The sequence below is a fragment of the Gilliamella sp. wkB178 genome, from assembly GCF_001690705.1.
Classification (GTDB): Bacteria; Pseudomonadota; Gammaproteobacteria; order Enterobacterales; family Orbaceae; genus Gilliamella; species Gilliamella apicola_K.
In genome coordinates, this window is record NZ_LZGK01000001.1 from 103,297 (window position 1) to 128,535 (window position 25,239).

The 25,239-nt window shown below is 37.1% G+C and carries 17 protein-coding genes and 1 pseudogene; 14 read left to right on the top strand and 4 right to left on the bottom strand.

Translation table 11 applies throughout. The features are described from left to right. Positions 1-49: 49 nt before the first annotated feature. The 3 genes from A9G13_RS00500 to A9G13_RS11110 all read left to right on the top strand — a co-directional run bounded on the left by A9G13_RS00500 (position 50) and on the right by A9G13_RS11110 (position 4,845). Positions 50-2,434, top strand: a complete 2,385-nt coding sequence (locus tag A9G13_RS00500) for a sensor histidine kinase (RefSeq protein ID WP_065555676.1) — start codon at positions 50-52, stop codon at positions 2,432-2,434. Positions 2,435-2,441: 7 nt separating this feature from the next. Further along, entirely contained in the window at positions 2,442-4,337 is a 1,896-nt protein-coding gene (locus A9G13_RS00505) for a hypothetical protein (RefSeq protein ID WP_065555677.1), read from the top strand. Between the two features lie 301 nt (positions 4,338-4,638). Then, the gene (locus A9G13_RS11110) at positions 4,639-4,845 is read left to right on the top strand and encodes a hypothetical protein (protein WP_065555678.1); all 207 of its coding nucleotides are present in this window, start codon (positions 4,639-4,641) and stop codon (positions 4,843-4,845) included. A gap of 67 nt (positions 4,846-4,912) precedes the next feature. On the opposite strand, the gene A9G13_RS00515 is transcribed toward A9G13_RS11110, so the two are convergent. Both A9G13_RS00515 and A9G13_RS11285 read right to left on the bottom strand, forming a co-directional pair. Next, entirely contained in the window at positions 4,913-5,398 is a 486-nt protein-coding gene (locus tag A9G13_RS00515; protein WP_218059106.1) for a hypothetical protein, read from the bottom strand. Between the two features lie 104 nt (positions 5,399-5,502). Further along, positions 5,503-5,927: pseudogene (locus A9G13_RS11285) on the bottom strand (RHS repeat-associated core domain-containing protein); the annotation flags it as partial. 1,118 nt (positions 5,928-7,045) lie between these two features. Between A9G13_RS11285 and A9G13_RS00520 the strand changes: the two are divergent. The 9 genes from A9G13_RS00520 to A9G13_RS00565 all read left to right on the top strand — a co-directional run bounded on the left by A9G13_RS00520 (position 7,046) and on the right by A9G13_RS00565 (position 20,750). Then, positions 7,046-8,434 carry a hypothetical protein gene (locus A9G13_RS00520; RefSeq protein WP_065555679.1) on the top strand — a complete coding sequence of 463 codons (1,389 nt, stop codon included), beginning with the start codon at positions 7,046-7,048 and terminating at the stop codon, positions 8,432-8,434. An 889-nt stretch (positions 8,435-9,323) separates the two neighbouring features. After that, a complete protein-coding gene (locus tag A9G13_RS00530) occupies positions 9,324-10,856 on the top strand; it encodes a hypothetical protein (protein ID WP_065555681.1) in 1,533 nt (510 codons plus the stop codon). Between the two features lie 1,359 nt (positions 10,857-12,215). Then, on the top strand, positions 12,216-13,565 hold the full coding sequence (locus A9G13_RS00535) for a hypothetical protein (protein ID WP_065555682.1): 1,350 nt from the start codon (positions 12,216-12,218) through the stop codon (positions 13,563-13,565). Positions 13,566-14,427: 862 nt separating this feature from the next. After that, positions 14,428-14,574 carry a MarR family transcriptional regulator gene (locus A9G13_RS11060; protein ID WP_141670826.1) on the top strand — a complete coding sequence of 49 codons (147 nt, stop codon included), beginning with the start codon at positions 14,428-14,430 and terminating at the stop codon, positions 14,572-14,574. 162 nt (positions 14,575-14,736) lie between these two features. Beyond that, positions 14,737-15,903 (top strand): EmrA/EmrK family multidrug efflux transporter periplasmic adaptor subunit, encoded by a 1,167-nt coding sequence (locus A9G13_RS00540; RefSeq protein ID WP_065555683.1) that lies wholly within the window; start codon positions 14,737-14,739, stop codon positions 15,901-15,903. Next, positions 15,903-17,414, top strand: a complete 1,512-nt coding sequence (locus A9G13_RS00545) for a DHA2 family efflux MFS transporter permease subunit (RefSeq protein ID WP_065555684.1) — start codon at positions 15,903-15,905, stop codon at positions 17,412-17,414. Before A9G13_RS00540 ends, A9G13_RS00545 begins: the two co-directional genes overlap by 1 nt. Before the next feature lie 364 nt (positions 17,415-17,778). After that, positions 17,779-19,056 (top strand): MFS transporter, encoded by a 1,278-nt coding sequence (locus A9G13_RS00555; RefSeq protein WP_065555686.1) that lies wholly within the window; start codon positions 17,779-17,781, stop codon positions 19,054-19,056. A 12-nt stretch (positions 19,057-19,068) separates the two neighbouring features. Next, complete coding sequence (gene pdxY / locus A9G13_RS00560) at positions 19,069-19,935, top strand: pyridoxal kinase PdxY (RefSeq protein WP_065555687.1); 867 nt, start codon at positions 19,069-19,071, stop codon at positions 19,933-19,935. Between the two features lie 233 nt (positions 19,936-20,168). After that, positions 20,169-20,750: a hypothetical protein gene (locus A9G13_RS00565; protein ID WP_065555688.1), complete on the top strand. Its 582-nt coding sequence runs from the start codon at positions 20,169-20,171 to the stop codon at positions 20,748-20,750. Between the two features lie 235 nt (positions 20,751-20,985). Here the strand turns inward: A9G13_RS00565 and A9G13_RS00570 are convergent, their stop codons facing one another. Next, positions 20,986-22,275, bottom strand: coding sequence for a hypothetical protein (locus A9G13_RS00570; protein WP_065555689.1), 1,290 nt, complete (start codon positions 22,273-22,275; stop codon positions 20,986-20,988). A gap of 302 nt (positions 22,276-22,577) precedes the next feature. Between A9G13_RS00570 and A9G13_RS00575 the strand changes: the two genes are divergently transcribed. Further along, positions 22,578-23,330 carry a hypothetical protein gene (locus A9G13_RS00575; protein WP_065555690.1) on the top strand — a complete coding sequence of 251 codons (753 nt, stop codon included), beginning with the start codon at positions 22,578-22,580 and terminating at the stop codon, positions 23,328-23,330. Positions 23,331-23,554: 224 nt separating this feature from the next. Here A9G13_RS00575 and A9G13_RS00580 read toward each other — a convergent pair whose 3' ends face one another. After that, positions 23,555-24,565 carry a lipoate--protein ligase gene (locus A9G13_RS00580; RefSeq protein WP_065555691.1) on the bottom strand — a complete coding sequence of 337 codons (1,011 nt, stop codon included), beginning with the start codon at positions 24,563-24,565 and terminating at the stop codon, positions 23,555-23,557. Between the two features lie 364 nt (positions 24,566-24,929). Here A9G13_RS00580 and A9G13_RS00585 point away from each other — a divergent pair, with 364 nt between their 5' ends. After that, the gene (locus A9G13_RS00585) at positions 24,930-25,226 is read left to right on the top strand and encodes a DUF6506 family protein (RefSeq protein ID WP_065555692.1); all 297 of its coding nucleotides are present in this window, start codon (positions 24,930-24,932) and stop codon (positions 25,224-25,226) included. The last annotated feature ends 13 nt before the right edge of the window (positions 25,227-25,239 follow it).

Genomic DNA, 25,239 nt, shown 5'->3' on the forward strand with positions numbered 1-25,239 from the left:
CTATTTAGTATATAATTAATACAATATAGTAAATAATTGGATTAATATCATGGCTAAATTTGAGATATCTGCAAGAACACTAATCCATTTAGGTTCTGAGCTTATTACATCTGATGAAATTGCTCTTTATGAGTTAATTAAAAATGCATTTGATGCATTCTCTCCAAGAGTTGAAGTTTTTTTTAACATACCAATACATAATGACATAATAAAAAATATTCTTATTGATTTATCTAGTTCATCATCAGTCACTGATTGCGACTTGGTTGAAATACAAAAAAAACTTTCCTCAAATATGAGAAATGATCTCAGTGCAGATGTAAAAAAAGAAACTGAATTCAAAATTTCTAGTTTACTGAATATAAAAGATATTAATGATGTTTTTAGTATTCTAAACTCAATCAATTATATAAAAGTAAGTGATACTGGTATTGGAATGACAAAAAATACTTTAGAAAGTGTATTTTTATGTGTCGGAACGCCATTTAAATTAGATTATAAAAATGATAATCCTCTTTTGCATGAAGATCGGGTTTTGTTAGGGAATAAAGGAATTGGTAGACTTTCTATGATGAGGCTAGGTAAATATGCGAAGGTTAATTCATGGACAGAGTCAGATATTAAGTCTCATGAAGTAAATTTCAATTGGGAAGAATATGACAGTCTCTCAAAAAATATAAATGAAATTGACATTTCTATAAACGAGGCTAATAAACCACCTAATATTAAATCGGGTACAACTATACTAATCTATGGTTTGACATCTGATTGGAATAAAGAGCGTATTGACGACAATATAATTAATCGTTTTCTAAGAAGGTTAAAAAATCCATTTTCAGATAAAAAAATATCCTTTCCAATAGATATTTTTTTAAATAATAGTAATAGGATACCAATCAAACCCCCTTCACAAGAATTATGGGCGCTTGCAGATAGAGAATTTACATTAAATTTTGATCCTAGAAATATTTTAGATGATGCTTCCTATATTTTAGATACAAAAATAAATGAAGTTAAAAATAAAACAAATGACCCCTTAGTAGATTATATATCATTCCAACATTTTAAAAGTAAATTGCCTATTGAATTAGATGAACTAAAAAAAATCGGTCCTTTCAAATTAAATATTCGATGGTTCAATAGACGAAACTTAACTAAAGATGGTTTGGGGAAAAATCTTAAAACTATGAGAAAGGAATTAGATATATGGTCTGGTGGTATTGCCATATATAGAGATCATTTTCGTATTGGAATGACGGGTTCTGATAAAGATGGTGATTGGTTAGGTATTGATTCTAGCGCTCTTAAGAGAGGGGGGTTTGTTGTCAATAAAATCCAAACTGTTGGAGCTTTAGAAATCAGTAAAAATGCGAATAAATATTTGATAGATAAAACAAATAGAGAAGGGCTTGTTGAAAATAAACAGTCAGAGCATTTAAGATCAATATTAGTTCAGTTTGGGTTAGGAACATTAAGAGAATATATTACTGTTGAAAATACAATTGAAGCAAAAACAACGTTAACCAATTTTGTAGAGACAGGTACATCTGAGATTGAGGATAAATTATTAAAGTCACAAAACAATATTTCTGATATTCGTTCAAAGGTAAAATCATCAGAAGTAAAAGATATTTTAGATTCCTTGTCTTTAAATATGCACTTTATAGAAACAGAAGTAAAAAAATATAATGATGCAATTTCTGATCTAAAAGAAAGCCGAGAAGATATTCTTGAATTAGCTGGAGTGGGGACAGTAATGCATAGTGTTTTACATGAGTTGATCAGAAGCACTAGTCAAACACGAAGTTTAATTGCTGAACTATCAGAAAATTCAGAAATTAATGATGATATACAGGATTTACTGCAAAAATTAGAAAAAGAGATAAAGTTTATTGATATTCGGATGTCTCAATTGGATCCTTTAAGTCCAAATAAACGTCAACGTAAACGGAAGTTTAATATAGTAAAACTAGTAAGGACGATTTTAGATGGCTATTCCACACGAAGAAATAGGCATAATGTGCAGGTTTCTTTTTTAGTTGATGGTGAAGTTGCTGGAAACCAAGTTGTAGATGTTTTTATGGTGGAGGGCTTTGTTAGCTTAGCATTAGAGAATCTTCTCACTAATTCATTTTATTGGTTGAAACAAAGATTAAAAATTGGAGAGGATCAAAGGAAAATTTCGATTGATATTGATTCATCTACAAAAACAATTATATTTTCAGATAATGGTCCTGGCATTGATATAAAATACAAAGAAAGAATTTTTAATCCGGGGTTTTCAATGAGAAATGATGGGAACGGATTTGGTCTTTATATTGCTAAAGAAGTCGCTGGATATCATGATGCTCAATTATATTTAGATTCTGTACCAGAAGAAGATCTGAAATTAAGGACTTTTATTTTTGAGTTACCAAAGGAGAAAGGAGAGTAATTTTCAAATGTATGAAAGTATTAGAGTCGCGATTATTGATGATGATTGGTCTCAAGACATAACATATCAAGATATAGTATTTATTAATAGAGAATTCGCAGATTCTTTATTAGATAAAGATGATTTTCTTTATGATAAAATTGCAACATGCTTAAAAAATGAAGACCCAAATATTAAATTGGATGAAGACATAATATACTCATCATTAGCTAATGAAAAAGTACAAACTTTATTATTGGATGACCAAAAAAAGTATGTTTATGAGGCGATTGAAAGAAAGAAATCTTTTCTTGAACCATTGAATAAAGTAAAAAATTTTTTTATAGAAAATACTATTCAGAATAAAAATATAGATATAATTCACTCTCATAGTGATGAAAAATTAGAGAAAGAAATATATGACATTGTATGTATCGATTATTTTTTTAAAGATAATTCAGAAAATGAAACTTTATCAATTCTATCTAAAATGTTATCTAAGAATAATAATTCTCTATTTATCCTTATGTCATCTCACACTCAGCGTTTAGAAAAAGATATTGAGCATATTAGAACTAAATTAGAAATATCAAAAGCACGGTTTAGACTTTTATCTAAACCTATGAAAAAGGCCTCGGATCTAGAACAAGAAATAAAATGGAATTTTACTATAAAGCAATTACTTGAAGAAAAAAAATTAATTCCTTATGTAGAGTCTTTTATTAAAAGCTGGCAAAAGAAAATAAAGTTAGCTGCAGATAAAGTTTGTAAAGATCTATGGGAAATCGATTGTGACAGTATCAATAAATTATATATAACTGCAAAAAATGATAATATTGATTTAGAGTCATATATTCCCGATATTCTTTCTAAGCAAATTCTAAGTAACTTGGAGGCAGAGTCTGTCAGCGTTACTGCTTCTGGAGTTTCTAAAACTTTAAATCAAGAGTTAGCTAATATTGATAGATTAAGGCCAAGCCATGATTTAATTGAGTCTAGAAGTTATTTATATGATTTAATTAAAAATATCAGTTGGGAAGGACGAGTTGTTGATAGATATAATACAAATCAATTTGAATCCCCTTTTTCTTGGTTTAAATCTAATATTCGTTTTGGAACTGTAATAACGATTAATGATGGAGCTCCCCTAATTAATTTAACTCAACCATGCGACCTTACTCAAGGTAGTGATTCTGAAAAAACTAAATTATTATTTATAAAAGGGGATTTTGTTTCAATAAATTTAACAGCAAAGATAAGTAATAAAATTGGCGTTAGCTATGCGTGTAAAATGGATGGGGAGTGGAAAAATATACATTGGAATTTTCTGAATCCAGAGATTAGAACTTTACAATCAATATTAGGAAAAGTTCATAATATTGTTGTTGTTGGTACATTAAGACAAGAACAGGCTCAAAGTTTAGTTCATCAATTTACTCAGCAGGTATCTCGTATTGGTTTAGTTAGACAACCTGAAATTGGATGCATGCAATCTATTTTTGTAAAAGTAATCAATATTGAAAAAAATAATATTACTCTACAAAGAATAGATAAAAAGGGAAATGATGATAAATTCCCGACTTTGGTGATAAGTAATACTAGTAATTCTATTTCTAAAACTAAATTAAAGGTTTTTTTTGAATCACCAATTGATAGCTTTAAAAATACAATAGGCAAAGAATGTTTGATTCAAATACCTATACATAATTGTTTGTTTTTAAGGGGTTTTATGGATGAAAGTGATTTTCTTAAAGCATTAGATACTTTAAATTTTGGTTTAAAGGCAAATACAAATTCTCAAGATAAGATCGCAGGATATTTAAATATTGAAAAATATAATTTATCAGAAAATTTATCTATTTTAATAAAAAATAGTCAAGGAAAGTTAAAAAAAGATAGAATATTTTTATTGAATTTAATATAAAAGTTATCTGTATTAAGATATTATTATTTAATAATTACTATTTTTTAGTATTATTTATATGTAAACTGTATTTATTCAAACGGATAAGATAAATATCTTTGAATAAATCAGAAGTTTCTATAAATGAATCTCCCTAAGGATACAAACACGGATACATCCTCTCACCCCAAATCCCCCAACCTAATACTCCCAAGGCTTACACAGGTATCTTCGATTCTTCATCCATCACCAATCACCAAATTTTAAGACCTGCTTCAAGCAGGTTTTTTTATGTCTAAAGCCTTTGCAGGTAAGCCTTTACGTGATCATACTTTACTGCAAGCAATGTGCTGAACCAATCGGCTATGATGCTGATGATGGACAAAAACAAATGGGGTTAATTGTAGGTTATTTAGGCGTGTTTGAAAATTTACCAACAGCTTTAGCTTATAATCCTGAAGAAATTGAAGGTGTAGCGATGATTCACTTTATCATCGAACTAGATACGTATTTAAGCGCTCACCTTTAACTGGAGGTCCATTACAGAGAATGGCTTACAGGACTAAACCAGCCTCTATTCAATTAGGCATCCTGATTTATAGTATTTTATATATTATGTCAGTGGCTTTAATTTTTATTACTGCATCCGTGAATATAATTTCATGCATTAATAAATTATCATTTAACAGAATTATTTCATCAATTAACCAATCTCCATGTGAATAATCCTCCTTAGGCCACTCGCACTTATTTTTTTTTATAGAATAACTATGAGCATTAGAATAAGACAAAGAAAATCTATTATCATATCCACCTAAAAGTAACATCTCTATATTTGTAACTCTGAAATCCCCAATGAGATTTTCTCTAATAATTAAACTATCAATTTTTGAATCATGAGGGCATCTTGGGTCATTATGATCATAATGCCAACTAGCTGACATAAATTGTAATGCTTCTTCAGGAATTTTGTCCTTAACCTTATTAAGATAATTTGGATAAGCTGAACTATCCATAAAAAAACCATCATGTGTCTGTTTAAACTTTATTATTTTCATATTGTTAACATCCTGATCGTCCACTTTTTTTAACCTTTTTTGTCTATTCCGTGACTGCTTGTCTACTTCCTGGTGTTCCCTTTGGAGGCAATTTTCCCATCGGCAAAGATAAAGGTGCTTTTGTGCTATCCAAGCGGATCAACCCACCCTAACGGATTAGGCGCATAAGCGTAAAGGTTTATCCCACCCATTAGCTCTATCGGGTCTTGCTGAGTAAACCGTCCAACCTCAGGGTCGTAATACCTGAAGGTATTATAGTGTGATCCCGTCTCGTTGTCTGCATATTGACCAGCATAGCGTAGGGGTTGGTCAATGCGAAAAGGAAAGTGGTGGTCTCTGTCCGGCGGCTAAAACTATGCTGTCGGGTCACTTGTTTACTTGTGCGACATCCTAAACCATCATAATAATGGGTGACATATTGCCCTTGTGGATCTTTACCATAAGCCTTAATCAGCCGGTTTTCGGCGTCATAGTTAAAATGCTGGTGTGAGTCGAACGTTTTACGCTCTATTAGATTTACCCACTCATCATAACGGTTATTTAGCTGCTGCCAGAGGGTTTTTTTATGCCAATTAACTCCCTCGGCACCACTTAAGCGGGGGATTAAAACCAACAACCATATAAATCAATTAATTCAACATTAGGTAAAGGTGTTAAGGTATTGGTGTTCAATTGGCCGTTAGATGGTGCCGACAACTGAGGGCGGTTAGCACGGCAAACAGGGAGGTTTGCCGAGGGAGTGTTTTGTAGGACTGGTCACGCTGCCGCTTAGGCGTTAAGAGGGATTGGTGTGAATCCCTCTTAACAATATCCCCACACCCCGCAGGAAGTAAAAACCAAACCATTTCACAATAGTCTTGGTTTTAGGTGTTAAATTGGCCGTTAGATGGTGCCGACAACTGAGTGCGGTTAGCACGGCAAACAGGGAGGTTTGCCGAGGGAGTGCTTTGTAGGAACAAATCACGACCGGTGCGTTAAGACCAAGCGAAGGCGGAGGGCAGTCACAGACCACCATCTGCAGGCCCGCGTTTGGGTTGTAAGGGAATTTTCGCGTTAAAATTCCCTTACTCGAGCGTTAACTCCGCAATTAAAATAATCACATAACTATAAAACGCTCGAAACCTAACGAATATAATTAGTAAAACCCAACACACCCGTTAAGATGTTTCCTGAGAGGAATACGTTTCAGTATAAAAACTCAGCCCCAAATCCAGCATAAAAATAAAGTAAATTCCTTCATCTTTACTATTCTTTACAAATAAACTCAATAAAACAGTAGTTAAATTTTATCAAGGCGTTATACTTTTAACACAGAGTTGTACGGGAGGTTAATTTCCGTGCACTTGAATAGGAAAAATGTAAATAAAACATAAAATTACTTGACGGAATCATCGTTATGTCTTACACTGTAAGCCACAAGCCACAAGCCACAAGCCCTGGCAGCTTTATGCCCAAAATCTATCTCAACACACTGTAGCTGACTCATTTCACCAAAGTGATAATTTAGTCCCAGATTTAGCCCCGTGCCGTCGGCATAATCGGCAACTCAACCACACCAATCAGAAGTTACTATCATTAACACCATTACCGCCAAATAGGCAATTATCGCCATTATTACCAATTAAGCGCCATTCACGTTTAGGTTTTAACTTAAAGCGTGGTTTAGCCTTAATGCCGTTGTTATTATTGCCGTATGCTACTACTACCCAAGCGTTGTCGGCCACTACGGCCCAGGTAATCCATGGTACTGAGCCGTATTTAACCTTTGATAATGGGGTAACTAAGGTTACTACGGGTGATGGTCTATTAGGTATTACTATCTCTGATGGCACAACTAAAATCACTTATACACCAGCCGATAATACCTCAACTGCAAGTAATCCAATAGTATTACTCAAGGAAAACCAGAGATTTACCGATATTGGTATGCTGGTGCCAGCCACTACTGATTCCATTGCCTTAAACGACTTAATTAGTGCACCCTATAATTATTGGGGTGATGATGATGGTGATGGCCAGGGTGCTAATGGTGTTACTGCTAGCGGTAGTTTAAGCGTGAGTATTACCGATAAAGACAATCAAGTAGTGAGTCGTAGCGCCAGCGTAGATTTATGTAAAGCGCCTTATAAAGTGGTATTAACCAGTATTGCTGGTAGTTTAACCACCCAGTATGGGCTGCCTAATAGCAGTAGTTTCAGCGGTGGTACAGCCACTTATTATATCAGTCCTAAAGCCGTGCCTAAAATCTGTTACGCCCGGCCGAATCTGCAATTTGGCACCAATAATCAAGAAATATCAGGAGTATACTTCGCTGGTCCAGCCACTATCTGGAACCCGAAAAAAGGCTTCCTGGTGCAATCAACTACACCATCAAGTTACAGTCGTAACTTCCCGACTACCGGTGCTAATAATCTGTATTTTGATTTAGACATAGGTGGTGTGAATGGTTCAGCATTGACATGGCCAACAGTAAGTCAAGGAGGTATTACTGCTACCATGGCGCCATCCCCCGATAATGCTAATAACATCCGCGTCACCCTTACTGGTCCGGCGGCAACCGCAGCCCAACACAGTTCAGCCACACCAGGTAGTATCGCTACTCCCACCTTGCCACAGACATTCGAGTTAGTAGGTAAAGATAGTAGTAATAACGAGGTATTAAAATATGGTTTTGAGTTACAGCATTGGTTCGTCAACCGCGGAACTAAAGAAGATACTTATCCTAACACCTCATCCTGGTGTAGTAGTTTTGGTTACCGTCTGCCCCAGGTCAAAGACTTAACTAACTCGAAGTGTGGTGTGGATAGTAGGTTTCCATGCGTTAATGGCATAGATGGCGCCACGCCGTCATCAAATTGGAATGGTTACCAACGTAATATTGGTGCGGGTTTGTTCACCGAATGGGGCAACATGTACTATTATACCGCTGCCGGCTTCGTCCTCAACTACTGGACAAGTGACAGCAACGGTTCGAACCAGTTCTATGTCTACTCGGACAACGGCTACGTTTACAGCCGCAATCCCTACCTCAGCCTTAACGGGGTTTGTGCCTATCCTTAGTCCTTAGTTCTTAGTCCTTAATCCTTAAGTCACGGGTGTTTAATAAGGGGTAATAAAGTTTAAGTAATAAAAGGACGGTTGCAGCGGCAGGGGCAACCCGAGCCGACAGAGTTGGCGAGTAAAGAGCGGTAGTTGCTTTAGCGACAACCGCTAACGACCGACAACGCCAACGGCGGTGTTGGCGGCTCGAAAAAAAAGAAAAAATGCCAGCCACAGCGCTGGCATTTTTATGCTTGTCAAGATGTTTCCTGAGAGGGGTATGTTTGCGTATAAAATTGGCTAATTAGTCACGCTGCCGCGTAGGCGTTAAGAGGGATTAATGTGAATCCCTCTTAACAATCTCCCCACACCCCCTCGGTACCACTTAAGCGGGGGGATAAAGACACACTCAATTATAAAACGCTCGAAACCTAACGGAATATAATTAGTAAAACCCAATAACTCCTATCAAGGTGTTTGCTGATAGATATCCGTTCCATTATAAAAAATGGTAAATATTTTCAATAAGTTGGGCATGCATAAAGCTTTTTTATACAAACCTTAATTTTTGTTTTACTACTCAACCAACTTTTGTTCAAACCAACCCAAATTAAGTATAAAACCGGATACATTGGGTTCGATAATGGCGTGTATCCATAAATTGGCTTTAAAGCCTTTATTGGCATGGGATAAAAGGAATTGTTTGTTTTTTACACGCTACATGCCGAGTAAAATCACCTACTATTTATACTGGTATTTACACTTATTTTACAAATATTTTAGATTGAGAAGTAGTTAATTTTTTATCAAAGAATTATACTTTTTATAGCTAAAATGAGTTTAGCTCAATTTATAAGTAATGGAGAAAAATATGGAATAAAACAAAAAATTATAGAAAAGGTGGAACGCTATGTACTATTCAGTTAGACGCCAGCTTTATACCATAAATCTTCTTAAAAACGTTTTAGTTAAACTATTACTCCTAAAACTCACTTTAACTCTTAATTCTCTAAATTTATCGTGGTTATCACAGCTATATTATTTAACCTTAAAATACTTACCTAAAGCAGCTTTAGCATTAATGTTGTTATCATTATTACCATATTCAGTCAATACTCAGGCCTTATCAGCCAACACAATACAGGTAATTAATGGTAGTGCACCTTATTTAACTTTTGATAATGGGGTGACAAAAGTTACTACTGCTGAGGGGTTATTAGGTATTACCTTATCCGACGATACTCACATCACCCCGGCAACCAATACCTCAGCTATAGGTCGCCCAATAGTACTCCCTGTGGAAAATCAAAGTTTTGTTGATATTGAGATGTTGGTACCTACCACTGCTAACTCTATCACCTTAAGCGACTTAATTAGTGCCCCCTATAATTATTGGGGCGATGATGATGGTGATGGTCAGGGTACTGATGGTATTACCGCTACCGGTAATTTAAACGTGAGTATTACCGATAAAGTTGGCCAAGCAGTGAGTCGTAGTGCCAGCTTAGATATCTGTCAAGCACCTTATAAAGTGGTATTAACTAGTACTGCTGGCAGTTTAACTACCCAGTATGGGGTACCTAATAGTCGTAGTTTCAGCGGTAGTACTGCTACTTATTATATCAGCCCTAAAGCTGAGCCTAAAATCTGTTACGTTAGGCCTAGTATGTTATATGGTACCAATGGTCAAGAAATATCAGGATGGAACTTTGCCGGTTCCGCCACTATCTGGAATCCAGCTAAAGGCTTTTTGGTGCAATCCACTGAGTCATCAGGTTACAGTCGTAACTTCCCGACTACCGGTGCCAATAATCTGTATTTTGATTTAGACATAGGTGGTATTAAAGGCTCAGTATTGACATGGCCAACAATCAGCCAAGGTGGTATTACCGCTACCATGACGCCATCACCCGATAATGCTAATAACATCCGCGTCACCCTTACTGGTCCGGCGGCAACAGCAGCCCAACACAGTTCAGCCTCACCGGGAAGTATCGCTACCCCCACCTTGCCACAGACATTCGTGTTAGTCGGTAAAGATAGTAGTAATAGCGAGGTATTAAGCTATGGTTTTGAGTTAAAGCAGTGGTTCGTCCACCGCGGAACTAAAACAGATAGTGTTCCTAACCACTCATCCTGGTGTAGCAATTTAGGTAGTGGTTATTATCTGCCACAGGTAAAAGACCTAACTAACTCAGTTGGAGACTCTTGGATAGGAGGCGTTCCATCATCAAGTAGTAATAATTATCAGCGTAATATTGGTGCCGGTTTATTCGCCGAATGGGGCACCTTGAGCAGTTATACTGCTGCCGGTTTTCCCAGCATCTTCTACTGGACAAGTGATAGCAATGGTTCGTTCCAGTTCGCTGTCAATTCTTACGACGGCTATGTTGGCAGCAACTACCCTAGCGCCAGTTTAAACGGGATTTGCACTTATCCTTAGTGCTTAAGTCGCGGGAAGCTAATCTGGAGTAGTAAAGGATAGGCAACCAATGAACAGTTGCAGCGGTCGCGGCAACCCGAGCCGCATTTTTAACAATGCCAGCCACGCGCAGGCATTGTTATGTTTGTCAAGATGTTTCCTGAGAGGTATACGTTTCAGTGTAAAAACCGGCTAATTAGCCACGCTGCCACTTTTTCGTTAAGAGGGATTAATGTGAATCCCTCTTAACAATCTCCCCGCACCCTGCGGGAAGTAAAAACCAATTAATTCCACAATAGTCTTGGTTTTTAGGTGTTAAATTGGCCGTTGGATGGTGCCGACAACTGAGTGCGGTTAGCACGGCAAACAGGGAGGTTTGCCGAGGGAGTGCTTTGTAGGACTGGTCACGCTGCCGCGTAGGCGTTAAGAGGGATTGGTGTGAGTCCCTCTTAACAATCTCCCCACACCCCGCGGGAAGTAGTGGTCACTGTGTGACTACCCTCGCTCGCTAATTGGCACTTAACGAACCGCCGCGTATCGCACCTCCCTGTGCGCCCACGGCTCACCCGGCTTCCTGCCGGTTGTTCTATGCCAATTACCTCCCTCGGCACCACTTAAGCGGGGGATAAAGACAACAACCATAAAAATCAATTAATTCAACATTAGGTAAAGGTGTTAAGGTGTGGGTGTTCAATTGGCCGTTAGATGGTGCCGACAACTGAGGGCGGTTAGCACGGCAAACAGGGAAGTTTGCCGAGGGAGTGCTTTGTAGGAACAAATCACGACCGGTGCGTTAAGACCAAGCGAAGGCGGAGGGCAGTCGCAGACCACCATCTGCAGGCCCGCGTTTGGGTTGTAAGGGAATTTTCGCGTTAAAATTCCCTTACTCGAGCGTCGGCACCGTAATTAAAATAATCACCAAATCGTAAAACGCTCGAAACCTAACGGATTTAAATATCTAAAAATTAGACGCAGTCCTTCATCTTTACTATTCTTTACAAATAAACTTAACAAAATAGTAGTTAAATTTTATCAAGGCGATATACTTTTAGCCATGAGTAGTACGGAGGTTATTTTTCGCGCACTCAGATGGAAAAAGTGTAAATAAAACATAAAATTACTTGACGGAATCTTCATCATGCCTTATACTGGAAGACACAAGACACAAGACACAAGCACTGGCAGCTTTACGTCCAAAATCTAGCTCAACACACTATAGTTGACTCATTTCACCGAAGTGATAATTTAGTCCCTGATTTAATCCCAGATTTAGCCCCGTGCCGTCGGCAATACGGCCATTTAAATCAACAATTACCGCCATTATTTCCAATTAAGCGCCAACCGCGTTTAGGTTTTAACTTAAAGCGTTGTTTAGCCTTAATGCCGTTGTTATTATTGCCGTATGCTACCACTACCCAAGCTTTGTCGGCTACTACCGCTCAGGTAATCCATGGTACTGAGCCGTATTTAACCTTTGATAATGGGGTAACTAGGGTTACGACTACGGATGGTCTGTTAGGTATTACCATCTCCGACGGTACTACTCAAACCACCTACACACCGAGCCATAATACCTCAACCGCAGCCAACCCAATAGTGCTCAGGGTAGCCAACCAGCGCTTTACCGATATTGGTATGTTGGTGCCTAGCAATACCAATTCCATCGCCTTAAGCGCTCTAATTGGTGCCCCGTATAATTATTGGGGTGATGATGATGGTGATGGTCAGGGTGCTAATGGTGTTACCGCTAGCGGTACTTTAAGCGTGAGTATTACCGATAAAGACAATCAAGTCGTGAGTCGTAGTGCTACCTTAGATTTATGTAAAGCGCCTTATAAAGTGGCATTAACCAGCACTGCTGGTAGTTTAACCACCCAGTATGGGCTGCCTAATAGTAGTAGTTTCAGCGGTGGTACAGCCACTTATTATATCAGTCCTAAAGCTGCACCTACCATCTGTTACGCCATGCCAAATCTAACCTATGGCACCGGCCGCAACGCCGGCCCCGCCACTATCTGGAGCCCAGATAAAGGCTTCTTGGTGCAATCCACTGAATCATCAGGTTACAGTCGTAACTTCCCGACTACCGGTGCTAATAATCTGTATTTTGATTTAGACATAGTTGGTATTAATGGTTCAGCATTGACATGGCCAACAGTTAGCCAAGGAGGTATTACCGCTACCATGACGCCATCCCCCGATAATGCTAATGACATCCGCGTCACCCTCACTGGTCCGGCGGCAACAGCAGCCCAACAAGAATCAGACACACCGGGAAGTATCGCTACTCCCACCTTGCCACAGACATTCGTGTTAGTCGGTAAAGATAGTAGTAATAACGAGGTATTAAAATATGGTTTTGTGTTAAAACAGTGGTTTGTCAACCGCGGATATAAATATGATTATTATCCTAACCACTCATCCTGGTGTAGTAGTTTAGGCGGCGGTTACCGTCTGCCCCAGGTCAAAGACTTAACTAACGCAACTGGAAGCTCTTGGACAGGAGGTTCACCGCCATCAACTACTAGGTATTACCAACGTAATATTGGTGCGGGTTTGTTCACCGAATGGGGCCGCATGTACAATTATACCTATGCCGGCTTCCTCAACAACAACTACTGGACAAGCGACAGCAACGGTACGTACCAGTTCGCTATCGGCTCGGACGTCGGCAACGTTTACGGCTACCTCCCGAGCAATAGCAGCAATGGGGTTTGCGCCTATCCTTAGTCCTTAGTTCTTAGTCCTTAATCCTTAAGTCACGGGTGTTTAATAAGGGGTAATAAGTTTAAGCAACCAAAGGACGGTTGCAGCGGCAGGGGCAACCCGAGCCGCTTTTTAAAATGCCAGCAATCAAAGCTGGCATTTTTATGTTTGTTAAGATGTTTCCTGAGAGCGGTATGTTTCAGTATAAAAAATAGCTAATTAGTCACGCTGCCGCGTCCGCGTTAAGAGGGATTGGTGTGAATCCCTCTTAACAATCTCCCCACACCCCGCGGGAAGTAGTGGTCACTGCGTGACTGCCCTCGCTCGCTAATTGGCACTTAACGAACCGCCGCGTATCGCACCTCCCTATGCGCCCACGGCTCATCCGGCTTCCTGCCGGCTGTTCTATGCCAATTACCTCCCTCGGCACCACTTAAGCGGGGATAAAAACCGACAGCATTCCGCAAAGTTAAAATTCCTTAACTCGAGCGTTAACTCCGTAATTAAAATAATCACCAAATTATAAAACGCTCGCAACCTAACGAATTCAAATAATTAAGTTACCATAACCAAACGATAAACAATTCCCTTACAAATGTTAAATATTTTTAAAATTCAAGTTACTGCGTTTACTATCACTTAACATATCGTTAACTTGACAAATATTGGCTGGTTAATTAAATTGTCGCTTCCATAATTTTTCTGCATTGAAGATTATGTATGATACCTCAGAAATTATTGCCAAAGGGGCACTTGAGGTCAATTGCTGCATTTTGCCGATAATTGTAAAGATAAAATCATTGATCAAAATGCCATGCCTTATGGACTGACATCCACGTAATAAAAAACATTACTTCATATTGTTTTTAGAAATTTGATAACACCGATGGCACTTAGTCAAGCATTACCTATTGATAATGCAGCAATAAGGCGTTGGCTCGATCGTTTAGAACAACCAGGTTTTTTTATTCGCATCCGAGGTAAACAAGATAGACGGCGAATTAAGATCGTATTAACTCAACAAGGTGAATAAATAAGTAAAAAATCCTCCCAATTTTGGTCAATGCTTTTAATCAATTAACCAGCCAATTAAGTCATGCAGAAATAATGCAATTACAAGCATTGCTTAAAAAAATGTTACTCACTAACGGCTATTTAGCCAACAACTTTGAACATAACAACATAGACGAACTCAATGACAACAGCACAAATAAAAGATAAACAAAAAATGACGCAACAACGCAAAAAAACGCTCACTATTTTACTGGTGATTATTTTATTAAGTGGTTTAATCATCCTCGCGTGGTATTGGTTTTATGGACGATGGTATGAAACTACGGATGATGCTTACGTAAATGGTAATATTGTGCAAATCACGCCGTTGATTGACGGCTCAGTAGTGAGTATAACTGCCGATGATGGTGATTTGGTCAAGCAAGGACAGATCCTTGTGGCACTCGATCCTAATGATACCGAGATAGCCCTGCAACAAGCTAAAGCGAATTTAGCTAATAGTGTGCGCAAAGTGCGGAGCTTATATCGCACTGTCGATAGCTATCAAGCGCAGCTTAATAGTAGTCAAGCAACTTTAGAGAAAGCGGAACAAGATTATGAGCGCCGAAAAAAACTGATTGCACAAGGTGCCATATCTCATGAAGAGCTAACACATTCACGGGCGACACTACAAGAAGCGCAGGCTAATTTTAATAGCATCTTACAACAACTGCAAAGTAATAAGGTGTTAATTGATAATACCAAAATTGACACCCATCCTGATATTGTTACCGCATCGGCGCAACTAGAACAAGCTTACTTAAACTGGTTAAGAAGTGATTTAATTGCGCCAGTTTCAGGTTATATTGCTAAACGTTCCGTTCAAGTTGGGCAACATGTTGAAAAAAGTAAACCGTTAATGGCGGTTATTCCACTTGATCAAGTATGGGTTGAAGCCAATTTTAAAGAAACCCAATTGCAACATATGCGTATTGGTCAACCAGTGACTTTAAAAGCCGATATCTATAGTGATGTGGTATATCACGGCAAAATTGCAAGTTTAGGTGCGGGTACAGGCAGTGCTTTTGCTTTACTTCCGGCTCAAAATGCCACGGGTAATTGGATTAAAATAGTACAACGCGTGCCAGTTAAAATTCAATTAGATCCTAAAGAACTGCAACAGCATCCGCTACGAATTGGCTTATCAATGGATGTAAAAGTTGATTTACATAACCAAGATGGGGCGGTTCTGGCACAGCAATCACCGGCTACACCGGTATTCTCAACCGATATTTATCATCAACAATTGGTTGCAGCCAAAAACATGATTAAGCAGATTATTGTCCAAAACGCGAATACAGATAAATAATGATGAATTCACAACAAGCTTTATTTAAACCCGCGAATCTTGTTTTAGCCACAATTGCTATTTCGCTTGCCAGCTTTATGCAGGTGCTTGATACCACAATTGCGAATGTGGCTTTACCCACTATTGCAGGAAATCTGGGCGTTAGTTCAGAACAAGGGACTTGGGTTATTACCTCGTTTGCAGTATGTAATGCAATCACACTACCACTTACTGGCTGGTTATCAAGGCGAGTCGGCGAAGTTAAATTATTTATTGGTGTGGTACTGTTATTTGTTATTACTTCTTTCTTATGTGGTATTGCCACCAGTATGACCGAACTGATTATTTTTCGTTGCCTACAAGGTGCTGTGGCGGGGCCGCTCTATCCAATTGCACAATCGCTGTTATTAGCAATTTATCCCCCTGCTAAGCGGGGTATGGCACTAGCTATTTTAAGTATTGTCACCGTTGTTGCTCCAGTTGCCGGGCCAATATTGGGTGGTTGGATTTCGTATAATTATACCTGGCCATGGATATTTTTTATCAATATCCCCTTTGGCCTTTTTGCGGCTGTTTTTGCTTATCAACAGATGAAAGCTAAACCACAAACAATTTCACGTCTACCCATTGATTATATTGGATTAATCAGTTTAGTGATTGGTGTCGGCGCGCTACAAATTGTATTAGATAAGGGTAATGATCTGGATTGGTTTGAATCAAACTTTATTATCTTTGGTTCGGTGATAGCTGTTATTGGTATTGCCTTTTTTATCATTTGGGAATTAACCGATGCCAACCCTATTGTTAACTTAAAACTGTTTATTAATAGAAACTTTAGCATTGGTTGTTTTTTATTGATATGTGGTTATTCTGGCTTTTTTGGTATTAACTTGCTGTTACCGCAATGGTTGCAAACCCAAATGGGTTATACCGCCACTTGGGCAGGCTTGGCTGCCGCTCCGATTGGATTTATTCCTATTTTATTAACACCTTTTTTAGGGCGCTACGCACATTATTTTGATATGCGTTTATTGGCTAGTTTAGCGTTTACTGCCATTGGTATTAGTTGTTTTATGCGAGCGGGATTTAACACGCAAGTCAATTATCAGCATGTTGCTTTAGTGCAGGTGTTTATGGGGCTAGGCGTGGCACTATTTTTTATGCCGATAATGTCGATTATTTTATCCAATATTAAGCAGCAGCAAATTGCTGAAGCCTCAGGCTTAGCCGCATTTTTGCGTACCTTAGGTGGTAGCTTTTCAGCGTCATTAACCTCATGGATTTGGGCGAGGAATGCCAGTTTACATCATGCTTACCTTAGTGAAAGCATAACGCCTTATGATCCAACCACACAATATGCCCTAAATCAATTAGGTGGGCATTCTGTTGCAAGCTACGCCAAATTAGAAAATATAGTGAATACTCAAGCTTATATGTTATCAACCATTGATTATTTTAACATGCTAGGTATCGCTTTTATTTTGCTCATTATCGTTGCTTGGTTAGCATCACCAAAACAAAAACATTTCTGAGATTTGCTCGGTTTTTAATATTTTTATAAAGGCTATTACCATGCACTCTGCTAAAAGGTAGAGTGCATGATCGTTATCAAAATCTATATTTTCTTTATTGTGATTAGAGTTACCTAATAATATTTTCAGAGCCCACCCCCTAGGATGGTGATTTGTAATAATATTAAATTCGATGCTATGAACAATCTTTAACATTTTGATTTCTAACTTACAATTATGTTTAAAAAAAGATCTAGTTGCGATAGATCTTTTTATATAATTTTACTTCTCTTTTCAGTTAACAAATTGTGATATTTATGGTTTTGTGTTAGTTTCATACTCCTTACTCACATAGAATACTTATTGGTTTAACCAAGGTTTGTTTATGTCTAATTCATCGGCTAAAAAAGTGGCGTTTGCTGCTTTTATTGGTACCACTATTGAGTGGTATGATTTTTATATCTATGCGTTGGCATCGGTATTGATTTTTGGGCAACTATTTTTCCCTGCGGATAATGAATTCGTGCAGATTTTAGGGGCTTTTGCTACCTTTGCGGTTGGTTTTTTATCGCGTCCTTTTGGTGCCTTATTATTTGGGCATATTGGTGACCGTTTGGGGCGTAAAAAATCGCTGATTATTACCTTATTATTAATGGGGATTGCCACAACCTGTGTGGGTTTATTACCGTCTTACCAAGAAGCGGGCATATTCGCGCCCATATTATTGGTAGCCTTGCGCATTTTACAAGGTGTTGCTGTTGGTGGTGAGTGGGGCGGTGCTGTCTTGATGGCGAATGAACATGCGCCAAAAGGCTTGAAAAATTTCTTTTCATCGTTTGCCCAATGGGGCAGTCCGGCTGGGAATATTTTAGCCTTATTGGTTTTTTCTTATATCATTCGTTTACCCATTGCGGAGTTAATTAATAGTGGCTATTGGCGCATTCCTTTTTTAGCCAGTTTTATTTTGTTAATTATTGGTATTATTGCCAGAGTGACCTTAACCGAATCACCTGTGTTTGTTGAATCATGCAAACAGCAAGCAAACTTAAAGCAAGAATCCGCCCCAATTATTGAAGTCTTTAAGCAAGCCACACCGCTATTAATTTTTTCGATTGGTGCCAATGTGCTGTCATTTAGTGGGATTTTTTCCAATACCTTAATGATAGGTTATACCACGCTGGCATTGGGTGTTGAGAAAGGCATGATTGTTGATGCGCTATTTTGGATTGCCATTGTCCACTTTGTGGTGCAACCTTTTATCTCCTATTTTGCTGAAAAATACTCGGCAACGCGCTTTTTAATTTGCTCAGCTATCTTGGCAATGGCATCAGTATTCTTATTATTCCCGATTATTCAGCAAGGCACAAAAACCAGTTTTATTATTGGTATTTCATTAAATGTGATCTGTTACAGCGGCTTTTATGGCGTGATAGCCGGATATTTAAGCCGAATTTTCCCTACCCGAATGCGTTATACTGGGCTGTCAATGAGTTATCAAGGCTGTGCGGCGATTTTTGGTAGTCTAATCCCAATGATTGGTGGCTATATTATTTTTGCATACCAAACTTTTTGGTTGCCGTTGGCCTTGTTTTATTGCGGTTTAGCACTGATATCAATTATCTGCATCTATCTTTTAAGTCACTATCACTATTATGATGAGTAATAAGGCAACTATATGAAAACCGTTTTATCCATTCAATCGAATGTTGTTTATGGTTATGCTGGTAATAAAGTCTCGACATTGACGATGCAATTACAAGGTGTCGAAGTGATGCCGATCCATACCGTGCAATTATCAAGTAATACCGTGTATCCGGATTATGATGGCATTGTGCTGGGCGCTCAGCAAATCACCAGAATCGTCAATAGTTTAGAAAAAATTGGCGTATTGGCATCCATTGACGCCATTATTTCGGGGTATATTGGCCTTGCCGAACAAGGTGAAGAGATCCTTGAAGCGGTAAAAAAGATTAAATTTTATAATCCTAATGCTATTTATGTTTGCGATCCAGTTATGGGTGGCGACATCAATAAAGGCAGTTCATTGCCGCAAAATATTATTGATTTTTTCACTAAGCAAGCAATCAAACAGGCTGACTACATCACGCCGAATTTATTAGAGTTACAAATATTATCGAATCTTGAAATCAAATCTTTTAACGATGTACTTAAAGCCATAAAGATACTGCAAAACCAGCCGATTCAAGCCATATTAGTCAAAAATCTTCTGCATGCTGGTAAAACAACCGAGTTATTTGAAATGATATTAGCCACGCCATCGCAAAGCTATCATCTGGCTCGACCATTGTATGACTTTCCACACCGTCCATTGGGCGTGGGGGATTTAATTTGTAGCCTGTTTACCGCGCATTTAGTTAATGGACAATCCCAATTGACCGCCTTTGAACTAGCCGCCAACGCCGCCAATCACGTCCTCGACATCACCAAACAACAAAATGCCCGAGAACTGGCGATTATTGACGCTCAACAGTGGATCAATAATCCTGATTTGCAATATCGGGGGACGGAGTTGGTGTTGTAGGGTGAGTTCATCAATTTGATATGCAATATTTTGGTGTTATTTTTTGATAGTTTACAAAATAACTATTATCTAGTTGCATTTTGATTTAAATGATTAACCATTATAATGGAATGATGAATAAATCATGCCTAATGTTATTAATTAATTCTAAAGTCTTTTATGTGTTTAACTTGATATTTTAAACAATCTATTTTTAATAAAAATAAGAATCATATGATTTAAGGAAGCTAAAAATGGCATTACCATCTGAATTTAGAACAGAAAAAACGAATTTTTTTGAACAAGAACTCAAAAAATTCCAAGTAGATGAGCTTGAAAATTTAACAGATGAAGATTTTAGAATATTAGGTATGTATATACAAACTTATAATTTTATGGATTTAAATATTCAGCGTTGTATTAACATACTTAAAGATGAAAAAATATTATTTTTTGATAAAAAAGAACGACAAGATATTCCTAATTTGATTGATAAAATTATCGATTGTCTAGATAAGCTTGATTTGGAAAAAGAGCAAGAAATTGAGACTATGGAAAAATTGATCGAAATAAAATTTCGTAGAAATATTAGAAATCTTTTTGCTCATTTTGCATGTAAAAGAATCCCTAATCAAGATGCATTTGTGTTTATGTCAAATCCTCCCAAGGATATAAAAAAATTTTTTAAGAGGGAACAAATACATGTTGATTTAATTTTATATAGCATTTTGGATATTGCCGATGCTAGAGGGCTAATTAATCATGTATTAAAATATGAAACTTGGCTAGCTAAATTTACTCTTTTAATTATTAATAAATATAATTCCAGTAAATGAAAAATTAATTTACTGTTATTAACTTCAAATCGCCAAACTCTCAATGCTTCATAATCCTCATCGATAAGATATTTGTAGATCCTTCTATAGGTTAGTGCAATCAGTTTCGCCTTTAAAGTAATTGTGCAATATTATTATTTGGATGTTCAGGCGACCGAGGATTTCTTCCAATGAAACCCTCCGGCTCCCCGTTCCACTAGGCGTCGTGCGTAAAGGAAAATGTTTGATTGTGTATTTATGATTTTAAATTTTTACCTTTTGTCGTAATTCGACTTGTACCTAATGGAAATTCAATTTTTTCAGCACTTTTTATCAGAGTTGATGCCAATTGTTCTGCTGGATGTTGTATATCATCTAAATTTTTACGCTTATCTGTTTCATCAAACAAACCTTTAGTCATAGCTTTAATTAGTTCTTCTGGAATCTGTCCCTCTTTTTTATCATTCCATTCTAGACACATTTCAATTGTTAAATCCGCTCGGCTTAAATCTCGAGAGAATTTTTGATAATCTAGCTCTATATTTGCTAGTCTATTTCCTTGTGCATTAAACCAACGTATTAAATAGATAGCACTTGAAATGGTTAATAACGTAAATATAAATATTCTTGCAAATATAAGCCATTGTTCCACCGTAAAATTGACTGCAGTAAGATCAGTTTTTAGCATAGATATATAACTGAAGAAAGCAAATACACCTGAAAAAATTAGCAATATTACACTTAACGCCGATGCATTGTAATAGTTTTTATTTACTGATGGTGAAAAACTAAATTTTTCAGCTTTATCTTTTACTGAATCTAAAACATCTTTGGTTGTTTTTCGTCTTGCGGTTGTATTATCAAGATCAATTATTTTTTGTTCTCTTTTTTCTAAAGCAGCTAATTTTTCTTTATAATCCTGATTTAATTTATTTTTTAAATTGGTTATTTCATCTTCTAAGTTTGCTTTTTTACTACTAAATTCTTTTTCTTGTTCAGAAATAAAAGCTTTTTTATCATTAATTAATTGATTAACATTCTCATGATGTTTCTGAATTAGATCAGTATTCAACGCTTCAAGTTGTGATATAAGGCTATGATGTGATGATAATAAATTCGAAACATTATCTAATTTCAATTCTGGAGAAGCGTTTTTAAGTAAATTACTATGTAGCCTTATACTTAACATTATAGCTTCATCACTTAACGGTTCACGGTTATAGCTCGCACCATTTATAGACTCTATCCCAAAGTGATCAACAAAAGAATTAGTATCTCTCTTATAAATAATCTCAAATTGATTGCTTTTTACTAATTTTATTTCATTAATACTTTCAGATTTTAACTTCTTCAACTCAATAATAATAGGTAAAGTACAACCCCCTTTTTCATTGAAATCTGCTTTTGTTAAAGTAAAGTATCTACCTTCAACAGTAATAGACACTTCGCCATTTTTGTTAAAAAAACCTTCTTTATAGAGATCTTCAATAAGACATTTAATGAGATGAGAATCATTAACTCGAGGTATAGAAATGAATTGAGACATATATTTTCCTATTTTATTCAAAGTATCTATATCTAATGTTGTTACTATTTTTAACTAACAAGCTTTTCAACCTTTTTAACCGACAAATCCATAATCTTAGCAATATCTTCAATTGATACACCTTTATCAAGTAATACATTTGCTGTAGCTAGCTTTAGTTTTCCCGACCACTCAAAACACAATATAACATATTCTATATATACTGGGCAGTTGTTGAGCAAACAATTCCAACAGTTCACTTTTTAGGTTATATTGGTTGTTAATTGTATTGCGGAGTCTATACCGTTATAAGGAGCGTAACGATGTATCATGCTATTTTACCCAGTGAGCAACATCCTGCTGCCGAGCGATTTTTAAAGCAGTTGCCAGAATTAGTTGCAGCCAGTCCGTTATGCCGTCGCCTTAAGCCGCTTTCATTACTGATTGATATTGCCCCATTCACCTTAACCGCTCAGCCCCACAGTTTTATTGCTGCTCAGTTTGATCTGTCGCCGCGAGCAGCTCGTAGGCGCGATAACGTTATTCGGCAATTGCTGGCACAGCATCAACCTGAACTTTATCAAGCGGTACTCGACCTTGCACAAACCGTCCCTGACGAGGTTAGTCAGCAAGCGCAAGCGTTTAAGTCATGGCTCACGGAGTTACTTACTACATCGGTCATGGTTTGCGATTATTGTGGATCACTTAGCACTGTGCGTATTGGTCACCGCCTTAACTTTCGGTGCCGTGGCTGCCGACGGACGTTTAATCCGCTAAAAAAATATCAACTGCATCAGTTATCTCATTGCGAGTTGTGGTTGCCTTTTGTGGATTTATTGCTACAAGGCGAGACCTGTAAAACCGCCAATCGGCAATTGGGTATTAATACCAATACCGCCGCTAAATGGCAGTCCTATTTTTTGTGGATAATGGAGCAACAAGGATTTTCCCTGTTGGCGAATTATTGCCGAGTAAAGCGGCGCCAACGTTGCCGGCAAATCTGGTTAGATGTTAAAGCCGGAGCAACATTTTTGCCCGCCGTTGCCTCACGTTTTAGACATAAGTCACATTTCTGATTCATAGCGCTGTAAAAACTGTTGCGGAGTCTATGCCATTTCAATAAGCATGTTGAATTTAAAGCGCGTGGCAACATTTATCACTATTGAGGTATTGTTAAAAGCTTGCTGCAAACCAGTGATGGTCAGCAGATTGTTGGTACTGGTTGCAATGGAAGAATTACCCTTATCTTCTAATTGGTTAATTATTATTTAGAGGGGCCATACATTAAAATGTGCGGCTCCTAGTTAATTTGATTAGATAGCCATTGAATAAATGGTGTTAATTTATCGTTCTCCTCAGCGTGAGTTAAAATGGCATTATATTTTTGGTTTATTGCATCTGCTTGATATCGGCATTGTAGCAGTAGGTTTTTTATTTTATCTATGTCTTGAATATTAAACTGCGAAATGGACAAATCGACGTCATCAATAATACCGCGATTGATTTTTAATTGACCTTTTATTTCATGTTCTAAAATCTTATCTTCCAAAATATGCATGAACGGCGGAGTAGCGCCAAAGTTCCATTCCCAAGATGTTTGCTTATTTAAATTAGCTAATTTTGATTCAGATATGTTATCTAATTTAGTAACATTGGCAATGCTAAAATAATTTTGCAAATGTGAAACTAATTTAGTCAAGATATAAGCTACAGATAGATTTGGCATGGCGTCACTAATGTTAGCTACAGAAGTACGTGTAGAGGTGATCCCTTTAATAATTAAGTTATGATTATTAGGTTGTAGAGATTTGCGTAATTTAGTTAGATCAGAGCTAACTAACAACGAAGCATGATGGAGCCCTTTGGTGGTGGTTTCTTGATATGCAGATCCGGATATCTTACATAACTTGCCGTTTATTTTTAATAAAATATCATTACGCTCATTCACATAAGTATCTAATCCAAGCGAAAGCAATAGTTGATTCACTTGTTGCGTAATAGTATTCCTATTATAAATTGGTTTGTAAGCCATAAAGGTAAAATTAATATTGCCATTATCATTAAAAACGGTACCTCCGCCACTGTGGCGCCTCAAAACGGGAATGTTATGTGCAACGGTGTAATTTAAATTTGCTTCAAGCCAAGGGTTTTGTGCCCGGCCAATCACAACACAATCGCTATTTTGCCATATTAAAATAATCTGCTGATTTGGTTTAAGGTTTTCAAATAAACTATTTTCTAATGCTAAGTTATGGTAGGGATCAACAGATTTTATTAGCAGTATGCTTGACTGAGGTTTATCATTATTCATATTTAATCTTCCAAGTATAACAAAAGCTAGTTTGTTGCATTATTTTCTAGTTATTTATTCAAGCTAACATCGCTAATAGTATTAAAAAATAATAAATAAGTCATGTTAATATTTATCTAACTATATCATATTAAAAAGGAATATTTATTATCCAACTATCAATAAATTATCAATAATTTATGTTTATAAAATAGACAAATTCATTACTCAACATCTATTTAATAACTTGACAAAAGTATTCATAATGCCAGATAGTGAAAGGATAATTAACGAACAAGATTTCAGCCCTTTATATTTTATTTATATTGGAATGGGAGAGTACTGCAAATAAGTAAACACCTAACTTATAATTGAAGGAGGAACTATGAAAGCTTGCTTTATTTTTTTAACACCAGATAAAGAAGGTCCGGTAGTTGACCAAGAAATGAACACGTTATCAATAACAATGAGAGTTTGTTCCGCAACAAGTTATAAAAATGCAATTGAAATTGCTAAAAGGGTTGTTAATGATGGTGTCGAAGTAATAGAGCTCTGTGGCGGATTTGGCGTTCATGGCGTGTCAATGCTTAAACAAGCTTTACCCGATAATATTCTGATTGGCGTAGTTAGATTTGACAACCATCCAGGTCTAAATTTTGTGAGTGGCGATACGCTTTTCTAATCTTATTATAATT